The 18,340-nt window shown below is 28.5% G+C and carries 14 protein-coding genes; all 14 read right to left on the bottom strand.

The annotated features are described in order from the left end of the window. Nucleotides 1-117 precede the first annotated feature (117 nt). The 14 genes from E7Y35_RS00920 to scm1 all read right to left on the bottom strand — a co-directional run bounded on the left by E7Y35_RS00920 (nucleotide 118) and on the right by scm1 (nucleotide 18,267). The gene (locus E7Y35_RS00920; protein ID WP_283272476.1) at nucleotides 118-627 is read right to left on the bottom strand and encodes a lipoprotein; all 510 of its coding nucleotides are present in this window, start codon (nucleotides 625-627) and stop codon (nucleotides 118-120) included. Between the two features lie 207 nt (nucleotides 628-834). Continuing rightward, nucleotides 835-1,941 carry a glycosyl hydrolase family 18 protein gene (locus E7Y35_RS00915; protein WP_283272475.1) on the bottom strand — a complete coding sequence of 369 codons (1,107 nt, stop codon included), beginning with the start codon at nucleotides 1,939-1,941 and terminating at the stop codon, nucleotides 835-837. Nucleotides 1,942-2,071: 130 nt separating this feature from the next. Continuing rightward, complete coding sequence (locus tag E7Y35_RS00910; RefSeq protein WP_283272474.1) at nucleotides 2,072-3,676, bottom strand: ABC transporter ATP-binding protein/permease; 1,605 nt, start codon at nucleotides 3,674-3,676, stop codon at nucleotides 2,072-2,074. A gap of 275 nt (nucleotides 3,677-3,951) precedes the next feature. Next, on the bottom strand, nucleotides 3,952-5,556 hold the full coding sequence (locus E7Y35_RS00905) for an ABC transporter ATP-binding protein/permease (protein WP_283272473.1): 1,605 nt from the start codon (nucleotides 5,554-5,556) through the stop codon (nucleotides 3,952-3,954). Between the two features lie 137 nt (nucleotides 5,557-5,693). Then, a complete protein-coding gene (locus E7Y35_RS00900; protein ID WP_283272472.1) occupies nucleotides 5,694-6,074 on the bottom strand; it encodes a transcription antitermination factor NusB in 381 nt (126 codons plus the stop codon). A 13-nt stretch (nucleotides 6,075-6,087) separates the two neighbouring features. Then, complete coding sequence (locus E7Y35_RS00895) at nucleotides 6,088-6,753, bottom strand: hypothetical protein (RefSeq protein WP_283272471.1); 666 nt, start codon at nucleotides 6,751-6,753, stop codon at nucleotides 6,088-6,090. A 41-nt stretch (nucleotides 6,754-6,794) separates the two neighbouring features. Then, nucleotides 6,795-7,247, bottom strand: coding sequence for a hypothetical protein (locus tag E7Y35_RS00890; protein ID WP_283272470.1), 453 nt, complete (start codon nucleotides 7,245-7,247; stop codon nucleotides 6,795-6,797). Between the two features lie 75 nt (nucleotides 7,248-7,322). Beyond that, complete coding sequence (locus E7Y35_RS00885) at nucleotides 7,323-8,957, bottom strand: hypothetical protein (RefSeq protein ID WP_283272469.1); 1,635 nt, start codon at nucleotides 8,955-8,957, stop codon at nucleotides 7,323-7,325. Nucleotides 8,958-9,104: 147 nt separating this feature from the next. Then, nucleotides 9,105-9,701 (bottom strand): hypothetical protein, encoded by a 597-nt coding sequence (locus E7Y35_RS00880; RefSeq protein WP_283272468.1) that lies wholly within the window; start codon nucleotides 9,699-9,701, stop codon nucleotides 9,105-9,107. Nucleotides 9,702-9,719: 18 nt separating this feature from the next. Further along, a complete protein-coding gene (locus E7Y35_RS00875; protein WP_283272467.1) occupies nucleotides 9,720-11,744 on the bottom strand; it encodes a hypothetical protein in 2,025 nt (674 codons plus the stop codon). Between the two features lie 284 nt (nucleotides 11,745-12,028). Then, nucleotides 12,029-13,603 carry a lipoprotein gene (locus E7Y35_RS00870; protein WP_283272466.1) on the bottom strand — a complete coding sequence of 525 codons (1,575 nt, stop codon included), beginning with the start codon at nucleotides 13,601-13,603 and terminating at the stop codon, nucleotides 12,029-12,031. Nucleotides 13,604-13,773: 170 nt separating this feature from the next. Beyond that, the gene (gene ruvX, locus E7Y35_RS00865) at nucleotides 13,774-14,202 is read right to left on the bottom strand and encodes a Holliday junction resolvase RuvX (RefSeq protein WP_283272465.1); all 429 of its coding nucleotides are present in this window, start codon (nucleotides 14,200-14,202) and stop codon (nucleotides 13,774-13,776) included. Next, nucleotides 14,195-16,945 carry an alanine--tRNA ligase gene (gene alaS / locus E7Y35_RS00860; protein ID WP_283272464.1) on the bottom strand — a complete coding sequence of 917 codons (2,751 nt, stop codon included), beginning with the start codon at nucleotides 16,943-16,945 and terminating at the stop codon, nucleotides 14,195-14,197. Before alaS ends, ruvX begins: the two co-directional genes overlap by 8 nt. Before the next feature lie 95 nt (nucleotides 16,946-17,040). Continuing rightward, complete coding sequence (scm1, locus tag E7Y35_RS00855; protein ID WP_283272463.1) at nucleotides 17,041-18,267, bottom strand: motility-associated protein Scm1; 1,227 nt, start codon at nucleotides 18,265-18,267, stop codon at nucleotides 17,041-17,043. Between the last annotated feature and the right edge of the window lie 73 nt (nucleotides 18,268-18,340).

Below are 18,340 nucleotides of genomic sequence, written 5' to 3'. Positions count from 1 at the left end.
GCAATTTCCTTTATTTAAAACAATATATTACCATTGTTTTAATTTTAAAATAAAAATGGTGTATCAAAAAGATTTACATAATATTATTTAATATCTTTCTTAATACACACTTATATTCTAATTATTGTTTTGTTCTTCTTTAGGTGGTTCAGTAATCGTAATTTCAGCTGAAAACTTATTTCCCGAAACATATTTTTGGTATTTCATTACCATGTTTAATCATTCCGGTGGAATATCTTCGTTATATAGTTTCTTATAATAAGTCTTAATTTCTTCATCAGTAAATTTACTAATCGTAATAGTAATTTTGTCATCTTTTTTTAATGGAAAACTAGTATTTTCCGCCAATTTGAAACTAACATTAAATCCAGCATTAAAAAATCCTCCTTTCTCTTCATTAGAAACTTCGTCTTGTTGTGCTTTAGTTAAAGTTTTTAAATGAATAAGTTCAAATATAATACTATATACGTCTTCTGCACCTTTAGCACCATATAATTTTGTACTAAAATCAGTTGCCTTTAACCCTTTTATGATCTCATCTGTATTGTTATTGTTACATGCCATAACTGTGATAGCGCTAGTGGTAGTTAATCCAAGCGCCCCTAACATTGCAAGTATTTTTTTCATTTTATCTTCCTTTCTAAATATATTACATCAATAAATTATATTTAATTAATAATTAAGTCATGTTTTTCCCATTGCAAATTATAACAAAAAAACAGAAAAAGTTTTTATTATTTTTAAATTTTATCATTATTATAAAAGATATATAACAGAAATTGAACCCAACAGTTGGGTTCAATTTAATCACATTTTAATTATTTTTCTAATATTTTATTGATAAAATTCATTTTGATAAATTTTAGCAAACTCTCAATTTGTAACTGCATCCCAGTTAACTGATCAAGTCATCATTCCTTTCAAATAAATGTTTTGTTTTTTTAATAATTCTGTTGCTTTTCAAATATCATGTATTTTAATTTGGCCATTTGCAGCAGCATCATTATTTGCTGGTAATCCTCATAATAATTTGTTCGCTGGTATTTGATAAAAACTATCTTTTCCTTGCACAATATATTTTGCAATTAAATATAAGAACTCTGCTTTATATTCAGTATTACTTTGTGGTAATCATCAATTTCTAAAACCTAAGACTTCTTGTTCCTCAAGTGGAACATTAACTCCATCACCAGCTTGATTATAAAATTGTGGACTAACAAAATCAAGATAGTAATCACCTAACGCTCTTAAATATGGTAAATACTTCCCTTGATTTGAATTTGTTCGTAAATAAGGAAATTCTGGTGCCATTGTAATTAAAAACTCTTTACCATTTGCGGCATAATAGTCCTTAAGGTCTTTTAATACTTTAGGAATAATATCTTCATTTTCTCCTGCTGTTATTGCTGACTGTTCTAAATCAATATCAATTCCATTGAATCCAAATGTGCTTATTAAATTCATAATTTCCTGTTTAAAAGGTTGGATATTATCAAATTTTAAATCAATATGTGCATCAGCACCACCTAGTGATAAGATAACTTTTTGGCCACGTTCTTGTACTAACTTAACTTGATTAGCAAAATAATCATTTTTTTCATTTTGATTAAAATGTGGTTTATGGGGTACTTCTGGAATAAAAGTTGGAATACCACCAATTTGATATGACTTCATAAATGAAACATTAATGAAATCATATTCATGATGAACATCAACTAAATCAATGTATTTAGCAGTTCCACCCTTATATCCAAGACCATTATCTCAGTTGTGTCAGTATCCAACTAAAATTGGTTTGTGTTCTTGTCAATTATTATAAGTATTAAGATTACTAGTTGCTAATGATAACGGAGCACTTGTTACTAGCGTTAAAGTACTCAACAATGATATTAAGCCATTCATAATGATCATATCCTTTCATTGCATAGTATTTTCAAACATTTCTTCTTATCTTCATTTTACTAAGAAAAAAATAAAAAGTAAATAATAAAATTTTTTTAAAATTTAAAGATTATAATTATTTGTCTATAACAAAAACCCTTAATATTATTGGTTTAAAAAATTTCTTAAATTATGCTTGTCAACGTAGTTTTCAACCAGCAATTCCAATATACATGCCAATTAATCCTAATGAAACCCCTAGATAAACACCATAAGTCGATGTAAAAACGAACTCTTGGCCACTTCATGCTTTTAAGAACGGATCCATTGTGTATTTAAATGGATTTACATAAGTAACATACTTTAAAACATTACTAGCGTTGATTAATTCTGCAGGAATAAAAGTTCCACTTAATAAGGCAATTGGCATAAAAATGATATTTGAAGCAGCAATAAATGCTGTTGTTGATTTAAAAACTGAAGCTAACATCAATCCTAATGAAAGGGTTGAAATAAAAACTAAGACAACAAACGGAATTGCTGGTCCAAAATGATTTGGCGCAGCAATTTCTTTTCAACCAAAACTTTGCCCAAAGAAAATCCCCGCTCATAATAATGTTCATAAAAACGAAGTAATAATAAAGACTAATCCAACTAGCATTACTGACAATACAAAGAAAACTGGTTTAATATTTGTGGCCCCAATTCGTTTCATTAAAACACTATTTTTAAACTCTAAAATAGTTTCTGGAATAATAAAGATTCCAACTGACATTGCTTGGACCATTGCAATTGAACCAACTAAAGTATGAATACTTTGCACTGGATTATTATTTAATTGTTTAAAAGCAAATCCGCTTAAAAATAATAATAAAATAGGATATACAATTAAAAAGATTGGCACAAAAAAACCCTTATAGTAATATTTTAGAATTAAATCAATTAATGGTTTGTTTTTACCACGAACACGCCCATCACAAATTCACTTATCAACTTTATTTACCCGGGTGCTTTCTCTGCTTTGCTTGACCATTTTTCGAAATTGCTGATCTAAATCAGTTTTCTTGTTTTGCTCAAACATTTGCCAAGTAAAGTTATGAACTGAACCATATTTTTTAATAATGTCTTGCACCATTCCCGCTTCTTTAATTTCACCATTATGAACATAAATATATTTTTCACAAAATTCTTCAATTTCACTCATCATATGGGTTACTAAAATCATTGTTTTTCCTTTTTCAACAATGTTCTCTCGTAAAAAATGAAAAATTTCAGAACGAACCTCAATATCTAACCCAGTTGAAATTTCATCTAAAATCACTAAATCTGGATTATGAACTACTGACAACAAGATATTTAATCGCTGTTGTTGTCCCCCAGAAAGTCTTTCCACAAATTTATTTTCCATTCCAATTAATTGATATGTCCGTAATAATTCGCGCAACTGATTATCAGTCATTGCAATACTAAAAGTATTTAAATAATACTTAATCATATCCATAACTGAAATTCCAATTGGATATCTTGACTCTTGAAACTGAAGACCAATTGTTAAGTTTTCTTGGCGAACTACTTTTCCAGTTGTTGCTTGTCGAATCCCACCAATAATTTCACTTAATGTTGACTTCCCACTACCATTAGCACCAATAATCCCAATACGATCACCAGAATTAATAACTAAATTAATATTATTTAAAGCAATTTTACTTTTATACTTTTTTGTAACATTAATTACTTTAACTAATGGTTTCGTAGTATCAATTGCTTCACGCTCTTTTACAACTATTTGCTTCATATGTTATCCTTTGCTAGTGATATTTATTTAATGTTAATTAATAAATACACTTGTTTATTTTATCTAAATAAAAAAAAAAAAAAAAAAAAAAAACATTTCCATGCTTTTAACAAATTATTATTACAAATTTAATTTTATTACAAATAATTTGATATAAAGGAATCTTACGAAATGAATCGTTTAAATACCAAAACCTATTTCGATAAAGGCCTTTTTATCTATCTAATAATTACTAGAAAAATCCTGTGGGGTTGAACCAAAAAAATTTTTCTAAATTATGCTTGTCAACGTAGTTTTCAACCAGCAATTCCAATATACACACCAATTAGTCCTAACGAAACTCCTAGATAAATCCCATAAGTTGATGTAAAGACAAATTCTTGTCCACTTCATGCTTTTAAGAACGGATCCATTGTATATTTAAAAGGATTAATATAAGTAACATACTTTAAGACATCACTACCATTAATTAATTCTGCTGGAATAAAAGCCCCACTTAAGAAGGCAATTGGCATAAAAATAACATTTGATCCAGCAATAAATGATGTTGTTGATTTAAAGACTGAAGATAACATCATTCCTAATGAAATTGTGGAAATAAAAACTAAAACAACAAACGGAATTGCTGGTCCAAAGTGATTTGGTGCAGCAATTTCTTTTCAGCCAAAACTTGGCCCAAAGAAAATCCCCGCTCATAATAATGTTCATAAAAACGATACAATAATAAAGATTAACCCAACTAACATTACTGACAATACAAAGAAAACTGGTTTAATATTTGTAGCTCCAATTCGCTTCATTAAAACACTATTTTTAAACTCTAAAATAGTTTGTGGAATAATAAAGATTCCAACTGACATTGCTTGGACCATTGCAATTGAACCAACTAAAGTATGAATACTTTGCACTGGATTGTTATTTAATTGTTTAAAAGCAAACCCGTTTAAAAATAATAGTAAAATAGGATATACAATTAAAAAGAATGGAACAAAAAAACCTTTATAATAATATTTTAACATTAAATCAATTAATGGTTTGTTTTTACCACGAACACGCCCATCACAAATTCATTTATCAACTTTATTTATTCGGGTACTTTGTTTACTTTGTTTAACCATTTTTTGAAATTGCTGATCTAAATCAGTTTTCTTGTTTTGCTCAAACATTTGCCAAGTAAAGTTATGAACTGAACCATATTTTTTAACAATGTCTTGTACCATTCCTGCTTCTTTAATTTCACCATTATGAACATAAATATATTTTTCACAAAATTCTTCAACTTCACTCATCATGTGAGTTACTAAGAACATTGCTTTTCCTTTTTCAACAATATTTTCACGTAAAAAATGAAAAATTTCAGAACGAACCTCAATATCTAACCCAGTTGAAATTTCATCTAAAATAACTAAATCTGGGTCATGAATCACTGACAATAAGATATTTAACCGTTGTTGTTGTCCTCCAGAAAGCCCTTCCACAAATTTGGCTTCCATTCCAATTAGTTGATATGTCCGTAATAATTCACGCAACTGGTTATCAGTCATTGGAATATTAAAAGTATTTAAATAATATTTAATCATATCCATAACTGAAATTCCAATTGGATATTTTGACTCTTGAAACTGAAGACCAATTGTTAAGTTTTCTTGGCGAACTACTTTTCCAGTTGTTGCTTGTCGAATCCCACCAATAATTTCACTTAATGTTGATTTTCCACTTCCATTAGCACCAATAACCCCAATACGATCACCAGGATTAATAACTAGATTAACATTATTTAAAGCAACTTTATTTTTATACTTTTTCGTAATATCAATTACTTCAACTAATGGTTTTGTAGCATCAATTGCTTTACGCTCTTTTACAACTATTTCCTTCATAGTTTCCCCTTTCCAAACTATATTTATTTAATGTTAATTAATAAATACGCTTGTTTATTTTATCAAAAAAAAAAAAAAAAAAAAGCATAATCTTACTCTTTTTTGTTTTTATATTTTTTAATAAATGTATTAAAACTTTAAATTTGATCTAATACTGAATTAATATAGTTAAAATCAGTATCTTCACTATAAAGTTTTAAAATTTCTAAACTTTCATTAATAACAATGGCCTTTGCTAATCCTTGATCGTGAATTGCATAAACTCCATACACTAAAACAGCTTTATGATAATTACTTAATCGTTTAAAATCTCATCCTGATTTTAAATGTTGATTAATAATCACAATAATGGTCGGCAGATTTTCTAAAATATTATCAATTTGTTCTGATTCAGCGGTAGTTGTTACAACTTGGGAAAAATCATAGGCCTCTTGCTTTGTTGTTAGAACATCATGCTGTAAAACAAAATGACGATATAATAAATTAATAATATTGATCCGTTCTTGACGTTTTGACACGTGACATACTCCTTTAAATATAGTGATATAAACAAAATAAACTTTGTTTTTGTAACCGATAATTATGACGATGACTATGAACCCCAAATAAATGATGTAACATTAAAATTGTTTCATCAGCTAAAAGATCTTCTGTTAAATCATCATTCTTTTCAATATGTTTTATTATATCACTTCAATGATATTGCTGTTGATTAATTATTTGAATATGATCATAATTTAAAGCATCCGTTACCGTAAATGGCAATTTACTATTAATAACGACTAAATTAATTGTTGCAGTTCGTAAGAACTGATTAGCATTAATCAATGTCATCATTCGATTAATCATAAATTGTTGGGTAACAACTGGTGAAGTAATTAATGTTTTATTTTGTTCTCACACAGGAGCCGTCATTGTTGTGATAACTGGAGCAATTAATGTCTTCATTTTTAAAAAATAAAGATTTTTACGTGTTAAAATTAGCCGAGGAAAATAGTATGTTATTTTGCTAACATTATCATAAAAAGCAACATTTTTAAAATACCACATATAATTAACAGTTTTAACATATCGTTCAATAATTTTATCAAAATAACGATATTGTTCTAATTCTAATTCTTGTTTTCAATTTAACGCTGGTAATCCTAATTCTTGACGGACTTTTGTTAAATAAGATTGCTTTTTATGAGTTAACATTATTTTTAACTCCTTTCTTTTAAATTAAGTAAAAAAGAAACCTATGGTTTCTTACGATGTCAAAAATGACTAGTTCGTTTTTGATTTTGATAACGATATTTGATTTCATTTTCAGCAATTAACCTTTCAATTAAATCATCATTATCTTTCCGAGTTAATGTCTCTTGATAATCAAAGGTTTTTTCATGCACACGAACATGAATCCCATTAAGTAACAATGGTGCTTTAATTTCTGCCATCTTTAGAAATCTAATTTCTTTGGGACATAAATATAATAATTTCCCATGTAATTTGACATTTTGTAATAAAATAAAGTCTTTTTTACTAGGAGCATTTGCAACATTATCTTCTGTATAAACATTATAACTAAGAAAATGATTATAATCTTGTTCATTACCAGCAAAAAACATTTGATTTTTATGCATGCGATCAATACAAATAATTTTCCCATTATGTAAAAAATATAAATGTCCGGTTTTAATATCTCTTATCATTTCTCGTTACCTCCTCTTCTATCTCATTTTTATTACTAATTTTGGTTGATAGTTAACGAGTTGATAATTAATACGTTATTTTTTATTCCGTGCTTCTTGCATCAATTGTGCTTGCACTCGTAGTGACTCAATTAAAGCTTGCCGATTTTCTTTTATTTCTTCACGAATCCGTAATAAACGTTGAAATTCTTTTTGGTGTTTAATAAACTCTTCAATATTTCCTTTTGTGTTTTTATATTTAAGAACTTGTTTATCTAATAACTTAATTTCAGCATATTGCTTTTGGTTTAATAACATCACATGTTTTCGTAAAAGTGATATTGATTTATTACGATTTTGTAAAATTGCCTCTTTTAATTTGTCATCCTTTGTTTTAATTGTTCGTGATAAATTTATTGCCCGATTAAAGTCGGCTAATTCTTGTGAAATTTGGCGATTATAACCTTGTTCGTATTGTTGACGAACTTCTAATAAATACTGCAACATTTTTTGCTCATAAGCTAAGCGTTGATCAATATTTGGACGTTTATTTTCATCATAACGATGATGATAATTTGTTTTTTTATAACGGTCTTTATTCAGTGATTCTGTATCTTCATTGGCAAGAACCATAGTTGGATCTTGTGAACTTTTACTTTTTGTTTTAACTGAAGAAATTTCTTTTTTATTCTTTTTTTGATTTGTTTTCAAAGCAAATGTTGCTCTTAAATGTTCTAATTGTGTTTTTTCTTCCTCATTTAATTTGTAAAAACGTGCTTTATTTTCTAACCGTAAAATTAATCGTTCTTCCATTGATAATGGATCTTCAGCAGTTCGAATTATTTTAACTGGTTTTGGTTTTGGTGGAACAATATCTTTTACCGCAAATTCATTTAAATTAATTTCAACTTGATTTTGTTTAATTAAACGAACAAGAATTTCCTCGTCCCCTTTTTCAATTTCAATTTTATCGGAAGGATCTACAACAAAGTCAACAACTGATAACCCATTTTGTTTAATTTGTGAAATTTGTTGAGCTAAAATCGGACGTAAATCACGGCGAATTGTTGTTACTTCCTCTGTTTCGCTTCGACGAATAATTGTTTTCGCCTCGTTTCCTTCAGATTCTACTGATCCTAACTTTGTTTTAACGCTATCAACATCTAAACCATTTCAATTTGAGAAAGCATTAAACTGTTCACTAATTACTTCACTATCTTTTAGTGGTGGTTTAATTAAATTAGTTGTTTTTATAGTGGCATTTTTAACAGACTTTTTTGCTGCATTAATAGTTTTATTAGATTTTGCTTGATCTAATGGTGTTGAAATTAGCATGTCTTCTTGAAGTGATTGTTTTGCTTTTGTTCCTGTTTTTTTACTATCTGTTTGTTTTGCTTTATGGTTATTCAATCTTGCAAAAACCGGAATTTCTTTGTCAACACGATAACTATAATCAATGAATTTACTTTTATTCTTTTGCTCTTGTCAAGCATTATTTTTATCTTTTAGGTGAATTACACCCTTCTTTTTACCAACAACCTCAGTTAAATATTTTTGTTTTAATGTTTGATACTCTGGACTTTTTTCATCTAATTGTCCTAACAAAACTTTAAGAGTTGCTGGGGTTAATTTTTTATCCATTAGTTCTGTTGTATCTCGTTCTGAATCAATAATACTGCCATAATTGACACGAGTAACAACAACAGTTTCTGAGTCTTTTTCTTTTGCCATTTTTCCTAATCCTCTTTATTTACTTTCTCATTTTTAATACATATATATTATATAAAATTTTTGAACTTTTTTAAATACTTTTAGCAAAAAACCTTGCTTTTTTTAATAAAATATTTATAATATTATTTCTATTATTTTATTTAAGTGTTATCAGCGTGATTTTGGACCTTTTTTATAAATAAAACGATGCCTTTTTGATTTTTTAGAAACAGTCATTTGCATAATTGGTTCTTTATTTTGTTCAGAATGATACATCTCATATTCATCTGCTAACGCTTGACCAATTTCTCGCATCAAAATTGTTCCATAATTATCCTCATTATGCGAAGACATAATATTGATATGTTCTTTAACAAAAGGTTTTGAAAATAAATTTTTTTCTACAACATCACTATTAAGCATTTTCTTATTTATCTTTGGTAATTTAACTGGTTTTGCTAACTTCGCTAGATATTCTTCTCGTTTTTTTAACTCTATTAACCGTGATTGTTGTAACTCACGTAAAATTAATTCTTGTTCTTGGTGCAATTGTTGTGCTTGTTTTCTTTTGTTAGCTTTTAATACTCGCAATAATTGTTGTTGCATTAGAGTATCAGTTTCTTGAATTCAATGTTCTTTTTCTTGTGCTCATTGAAGAACAACACCTGGTCGTTTTTGCGGATCAATTCCACTTGACGTAACAACTTCATCAAAATATTTTCGAATTAACTCTGTTGTTGGCAATGTTGTTTGCTTTGTGCCCATTGTTATTTCCTCACTATTTTACTTTTCTTTATTTACCTTAGCAGCCTTTTCGTCTACTGTGTCAACTAAAAAACCATTAACAACCTTTTTTCCTTCTGCAAGATATTTGTTAATTAAAATTTGAGGTAATGGTTTTGGTACAGTTTTTCGACGTCGCAGTTTCTTTTGATGACGTGTTTCTTTTCGAATGTTTTTTTGAATCAATTTTTCTTTAACTAATTGTTGATGTTGTTGTGCTAATTGTCGTCGTTCAATCTCACGAATCTCACGGGGATGATAACCAGCATAAGTATATTGCTTTCTTGTAAAATCTATTGCTAAATTAGGTGTCTTTGTTGGATTAACATAATTAATTTGATAATCTTTTAATTCTTTTTGGGTATATAATGTTAAATCAATTAATTTTTCTTTTTCATTAAAACTTTTTTTTCTTTTTGCATTATCTAACATCAATTCCTTTTCTTCAATTGCCAAAATATGTGATTTTCTTTCTTTTTTTTCTTCATAACTATTACCAAATTTTAATTTTTTTAAATTAGGTCGTTTTTTAGGATCAACAATTGAAACATATTTTTCTTCAGTTACGTTTGAAGTAACAGTTGTTGTTTTAATTGGTGCACTTCCTTTTGCAACACCATTTAATTCTGGTTGCACTAATGTCCTACTACTTGTTACTGAAAACGCTGTCATCGCAGGATTTGACATAACTTTAGCAGCAGCAAATTTTGGTGAAACTTTTGATTTTGGTTTTGTAGTTGATTTAACAAACAATGGTTTAATTTGATTAGTAATTGCTGTGTCTAAGTACAGATCCGTTTTAAAAATTGGTTGTTGTTTTGGTTCATCATCAGTTATAAAATTTCGAACATATTTACCATTAATTTGTTTTTTAGTTTTCCCTAAACTACGTGCTAAACTTTCTTGGACTATTTGATTACGTTTTTTAATAACATTTTCGGGATTAATCATAACCTTTTCTTCATTCTCGTCAATTGTCTGCAGAGGTATTTCTTTCATATGTTGTTTTCATTCTGATGGATGTGAATCTCGTCGTGCTAATAATTCTAATTGGTTTTTACTTAAATTCATTTGTTCTTTAATTTCATCAAACGAGCGAGGCTTAAGATCATTATTTGCTCGAGAATAATCTTCTTCAGGATGATAAACACCACGTGCTTGGTTCAAATAAGGATGTTCATCCCGATTTGTTACATCACGTCGTGCTAATAATTCAATTTGATTTTGATTTAAACCTCAACTTTTAGCATGTTCTTTAACTTGGTAATTAAAAGTCTTTAATGCATCACCGGAATCTTCGTTTTGATTCTCAGCAACCATTCCTTCCTTTTTCTTTTGTAAATGACTATATTGTTCATTACGTTGGCGAATTAAACGTTGTTGATTTGGATTTAACTTACTAATTAAATCTTCAACTTCATTTGAAAACGATTGCTCATCTAAATTTTCAACATTTAAAATATCATCTGCTTGTTCAAAAGTAGGACTCATTGTTGAACTAGGTATTACTTGTTTTACGATTTGACCACCTGATAAAGCATTAATATTATTATTTAAAAAACTTTCGCGTGGTTCTTTTAATTCTGATTCAATTGCTGCTTGTGATTCTTGATATCCTCTTACCACTCGAGCTGGAAATAAATCTTCTGACCGGTATAATTTTCGTTTTGCTAAAAGATCTAATTGGGAAGAATTTAACCCCATATTGCTTTTCTTACTTGTTGATTTTTTTTTAGTATTCGTTCTTGGTTTTGATGGTTTTTTGCCTGTTGGTTTTTTGAAATTAACATTTTGGCCTAAAACAGTTTTAATAAATTTTTCGTATTCTTTTTCATAACGATTATCTCAATCAACAGTGCTAGTTTCATTTAATGTTTTATATTCTGTCATTAACTTTAAATATGGTTCTGATTTTTTTCAAGCTCTTGTTAAAACCTTAATAACAGTTGTTTCATTAACATTCATTTTTAAACTATTGTTAACCTCTTGTAGTTGTTTTGTTTCATTTAATTTTTTCTTAGTCATCATCTTTACCTCAATTTTTATTTATAACTATAAGTAAAATGCTTTCCATAAAATTATATCATTTTTTTGTTGCTTTTTCTATGGTAACTTGTATAATAGATTGCATTTTAATTTTGAAACTTGATTAAGTGTCTGAATTAAGGTTATCAAAGTAGCATTTTAATTTTAAGAAAAACAAAAAAATAAGGAACATCCCCTATTAATTTATTTATTGAAAAAATAATTAATAAGGTCCTTATATTTTATAGTAAGGCAATTTAAAAATTAATAGATTTATCATAAAATTAAACAACTTTAAATTCAATTGTCTGTAAAAATTCATCACCCTTATCGGTATTTGTTTCCTTATCACTTGGGTTAAAGAAAAAACTATAAGCAAAACTATTATAACTAAAATTTATATCCATTCATGGATAATAATTCCTTTTAGTTTTTTCTCGAAATAATTGAAAAGCAAATGATTTTTGTTTTTTATTTAAATTCACTTTTTGTTTATTACTATCTTCAAATCTAATTCTTGTATCTCGTGTAATTTTTGAGTCCAATTTATCATTAAATATCTTAAAAATTGTTCGAAACACGGGTGCCAAATTTGTATATGAGTTATTTTTTGGTGAAAAATTAGCAGTTGCTTTTAGCACACTATCAAAATCAGTTTGAGCCATTTTAAAAACAAGTTTATCATTATATGTTTCAATTTGATAATACTGTCATAACTTCATTGTTGTTTCTGCAAATTCTTCTAACCTTTGATCAATAAAGTCTTTTGACATTAACACTTTAATTGGTGTTTTTAACTTTTTAGAACTATTCATATTATTAAACGGTAAGTTCTCAATTGTGAAACGATATGGAATAAAAGAAGTAATATTTCCTTTAACATAATAATCATCATCTTGAGTACTTATATTAAAATATTGTTTTTTATAAAATTCTAAGAAATTTTCTGGACTTAATTTATCTGCATGATACCCCTCACCAGCCCACGCTAAAACCGAGTCACTTTTAATAACTGTCTTATTAAGACCAAATGTACCCTCCAAAGAACTTCAGGTAGGCGTCGACGTCTTACTAAATAAAATTTTCCTTGTTGTTAATTCTTGTACAATGATTGGTCAGATAGTATTATTATAAGATATATTGTCAAAATCACGATTTACAGTATCAATAATTTCATATTTTTGTTTTTGAAAAAGTTCATCAATAAAAATAATAAAATAGTTTTCCAAATTCTTTTGAATACCACTTAATGCTTCTAAATCATTACAAATAACAACAAGTCCCTTTAATTCCTGAGGTTGTTCAAGTTCTTTAAATTTAACTGTATATTTAATATCAAAATTAATTGTAATGCCCATAATACTCTTACTACTATCTTTAATTAAAGCTGCTATTTTATCAAAATTAATATGACTTAACGTAAACATAATATCATTTGGTTCAATTGATAATGGCATTGTATTAATATAATAATTTGAATACTCATTCGCAATTTCGCGATTTAAATTATCAAACTCTACTTTAAAACCGGTTACTAATTGGTCAAGAAAACGATATTGATTAATAGCATTGCCAGTTAAAACTTCACCATCATTTGTTTTCAAATGAGTAACTAATTCTTGAAATTTTGTAATTTGATCAGGATAAGTGTTAATATCAATTGTTGCTTTTGTATCTCATCATGCTTTAAAAGTTTCTTTTACTTTTGTCATAATTTTATTGATAATTTCAACATCATTTGTACCTTGTCCAGCATCATCATCAGGAATATGTTTTGGCTGGTTATTACAACTAACAATTGTATTAACGGTCGGCGCTAATAAACTAACACTTGTTAAAACTGTTAACAATTTTTTCATTTTTAATTTTCCCCTTACAAAAACTATTTATACTTTAATTGTATTTAAAAAAAAAAAAAAAAAAAAAAAAAAAAAAAAAAAAGAGGGTAGTCTTTGTTTTTTTGTAAAAATTAGACTTGATAGTAGCGGATGTGTACCCCTAAATGAAGACAGAAAAAAATAAAAGAGACCTACTCTTTTATTTTTTTCTGTAAAAATGTTTCTAAAATTAATTGCGCTGCTAAACTATCTTTTTTACTTTTTCGTTTTTGACGCGATAAATTAGCTTCTAACATAATTTGATGTGCTTGTCGTGTTGTTAAACGCTCATCAATTAAATGTATTTCAACTGGGGTTGTTAACACTGATTTTAATAAAACAATAAAATCATCAACCATTATTGCACGTGGCCCAATCGTATTATTCATATTTTTAGGATAACCAATAACAAGATCAGTAATCTTTTCATTTGCAATTAACGTTACTAAATATTGTGCCGCATTTAAAAAATCATGTTCAGGAAATTGATAAACACCATAACTGGTTGCAATCACCCCACGACTAGTTGCAAGTCCTAATGTTTTGGTCCCTAGATCAATTCCTAAATAATATCTAGCCATGTTGTTGTAAAAACGCAAGTGGGTCTGCTAGTAATTCTGCAATAATACTTTTATCTTTAAAACCACTTTGCGCAACACTATTATTTCCGCCCCCCTTACCATCAAGTAATGGGTTTAATTGTTGAATAATCCGACCAGCTTGATAATGATTATGTAAAGCATCACTAACCCCAACCACTAATTTTTGTTGTGTTGAATCAGTTGTATCGACAAAGAAAATTAAAATCTTAGGATAGCGTGCTTTATAATCATCAACTAAGACCTTCAAAGCATTCACATCAACTTTTGTTGAAAACTGATGTGTTAAAACTTGAATACCATTGTTTTCTTGCAATGGTAAGGTGTGATATTGTTTTACAAAATCTTGAATAATAACATTATCATATTGTTTTTGTCAGTGCTTAAAACTTTCCTTAAATTGATTTACTAATTGTTTTAATAATTTTCAATTTTGTTTCGAAACAGTTAAATTACTAATTTGAGTTCAAATTTGTTCTAACTGTTGATCAGTTAAAACTGTTTTACCTTGATTATATTTTTCCAAATAATTAACTGCTTCAGTTTTTTCTTTTAGAAATTGTTCATTTAAATAACTAGCAATGGTTTTATTTGATGTAATGGCATGAATTCGAAATGTTCCGGCTCCTTTTGATTCAATTCCCGTTACTAATAAGTCCTCAACATCTTGGGAATTAGCAACATGGGTCCCCCCACAAAGTTCACATGAATAAGTTCCAAATTTAACAATTCGAACTTCTTCATCATATTTTTCTGTGAAAAAAGCTAAAGCCTTGTGCACTTCTAATGCTGTTTGCATATCAGTATAAATTACTTCACAAGGAATTGCAGTACAAATAGCTTTTGCCACTGATGCTTCAACAGCACTAATTTCTTCCGCAGTAATCGCCTGATTATGGGTAATATCAATCCGTAAACGTTCATCATCATTATAAGAACCAGTTTGCATAACATGTGTGCCCAAAACTTCTCGTAATGCAGCATGAATTAAGTGCGTTCCAGAATGATTTTTTCGCGTATAAAACCGGCGATCACTATCAATTGAAGCGTTTACTAAATCACCTTTTTTTAAGGTCCCTTCCACTTTTACATAATGTAAATGTTGTTTATTTGGTCCTTGCTGGACATCTAAAACATAAGCCGTGTTATCATCTTTTAAAATTAAACCATGATCAGCAGCTTGTCCCCCTTTTTCAGCATAAAATGGGGTTTCTGCTAAAATAAGATATCCCGTTGTATTTGTTAATTCAACAACCGGTTGATCATTTGCAAACATAAAAACAATTTCCATATTATTAACTTGTTCATATTCATAACCAACAAACTTGCTAACAACATCTAATTGTGTAAAAAGTTCACTTTGTAAATGAATTGCTTTAATATCTTTACGATTAGTACGTGAAATTTCTTTTGCATTTGCTAACAATTTTTCAAAACCAACGCGATCAACTTTTATGCCAGCTTCATGAGCTTCTTCTTCAATTAATTCAATCGGAAAACCATAGCTTTCAAATAAACGAAAAGCATGTTCTTTTGAAATTGCGCCATACTTTGTTTTAACCTCATTAAATAATTTGTTTCCTTGTTCTAATGTTTTTAAAAATTTATTTTCTTCATCTAAAACTGCTTGTTCAATAATTGGTTGTTTTTCGATTAAATAAGTATAATATTCACTCATAATATTAATTACTGTTTGGACTAATTGATATAAAAATGGTTGTTCTAACCCTATTTTTTTGCCATATAAACTAGCACGACGAATTAACCGGCGAATAACATAACCACGATCCTTGTTTCCTGGAAAAGCACCATCCGCAATTGCAAATGTTACTGCGCGTAAATGATCAGCAATTACTTTAAAAGCGGTATTAATTTTAATTTGTTGTGTATCACCAGTAAACAATGCTGTTTGATCATAATGATATTTTTCATCCACTAATTTTTCAACCGCTTTGATAATTGGCATAAATAAATCAGTTTCAAAATTAGTTGGTGTTTCTTGAATAATAGAAGTAATTCGTTCTAATCCAGCACCGGTATCAATGTTTTTTCGTGGTAAATCCGTATAAGTTCCGTCGCCATTATTATTGTATTGTGAAAAAACAATATTCCAAACTTCTAAGTAACGATCATTTTCCAAGTCTTCTTGTAATAACTTTATCCCAACATGGTCGGGATCATATTTTTCACCACGATCATAAAAGATTTCAGTATTTGGTCCACATGGTCCCTCTCCAATTTCTCAGAAATTAGTATCCTTATCTCCTTTAATAATTCGGTCAGGGTTTAACCCAATTACCTTATGTCAAACATCATAGGCTTCTTGGTCATCTTTATAAACAGTAACATATAATTTATCAGGATTAAAACCAATTCATTTTTTATCAGTTAAAAATTCTCAAGCATAAACAATTGCTTCTTTTTTAAAATAATCCCCAATTGAAAAGTTCCCTAACATTTCAAATAAAGTATGGTGACGAGCCGTATGTCCCACATTCTCAATGTCATTTGTTCGAATTGATTTCTGTGAATTTGTTAATCGTGGTGCAGGAGGAGTTTTACGACCATCAAAATAAGGTTTTAATGTTGCAACCCCAGAATTAATTCATAACAATGATGGATCATCAACAGGAATTAACGATACTGATGGCAACTCGTAATGACCTTTACTTTGAAAAAAATCCAATCACATTCTTCGAATTGCATTTGCTGTAAGTTTTGTCATCCTAACTTTCCCTTCTTTTTAATAATTAATCAATAGAATTATAGCATACCAAAAGAAAAAAACTTCTTTATTTCAAAGAAGTTAAAGTCTAATTCTTATTTTCGATAACCACGAACTAGTAAATAAAATGAAACTAACAAGATATTAACAAAGAAGAAAATCATAATAACTGGTACCACCGCTGGATATTGGAAGTATTGTTTAAACTCTGTTCACATTAAAATCTGTCATATTAAACCAATTACTAATCATGTTAGCATTTGCACAAACATTAATAAATTATAAGAAAACTCTTGTAATCGTGCTAAACAAAAAAGCATAAAATAAAGGGGAATAAAACTAATAACCATTAGAACAATTGCAATTGCTAAAATAATTCAATTGGCTTTTACATAACGAGTTGTTGAAGTAAAGGCTGGGAAAATCATAACAATTAGAAAACCAATCATTAATAAAATCATTCCAATGTTACTTCCTAAACGTTTACGTAATTCACGACGTGAAGAAATATTAATATATCCCAATCAATGACCAAAACTTGCACCAATCCCACCACGATGTCCTGATGATGATGGTAATAATAATTCAATTGCAATACGAATTGCTAATCCAACTGTTAACATTGCCACCGCAATTGGAGCAATAAAAATAATGAAAGCTGCTCCAACTTGTAATACCCCAGGGGCTTGCACAAAAAAGTTATTCAAACCACTTTGATTAATAATTAGCCCTAATACAGAAAAAACATTTGATTGATATTGAACTTGATTAGTTCATGTTACTAAACCACCATTCGGTAAATTATACCAGTGTTTTTCTTCGCCACTAACAAAACTTGAGTTATCTACAATTGCTACTAAAAACAATCCTAAAAATAAAGCAAGATATAAAGTAATACCTCCAGCTGTTGTTAAAATTTTTCCCACTAATAAACGAGCATTCCATTTTCAATGAGCAGCGGTTGCATTTGTTAATAAAACCACAACAAAAATTGCTGTTCCAACAGCAAATACTCCTAAAACCGGTAAAAAAATATATAAATCAATTACTCAAAATTTAAAAAGACCAAAACCATTTAAACTAAAAATCGCTTGAAATGATCCATATGATAATAAAAAATTTAAAATATTATAAGCACTATCACCTTTCAAACCGGTTAAAGGATTTGGCGTTAAACCATTGACACTTAACGATTTAATAATTTCTTCTTTTAGCGCATCTACTTGTTGATTCAAAGTTGGAACAACTGCTCCGGCCATAATAATTACAACTCCTGCTAAAAACCATATGCTACTAAATTTTAGTCAAGACTTTAATGCCATAACTTCCTCCATTTTCTATTTTCTAGGTACTTTTATTATACCAAGAAAACCAATAACCGTATATATTATTTGT

Origin of the sequence: Spiroplasma sp. SV19, from assembly GCF_030060925.1 — a bacterium.
In the GTDB taxonomy this organism is placed as follows: Bacteria; Bacillota_I; Bacilli_A; order Mycoplasmatales; family Mycoplasmataceae; genus Spiroplasma.
This window is presented reverse-complemented; position numbering and strand designations above follow the sequence as displayed.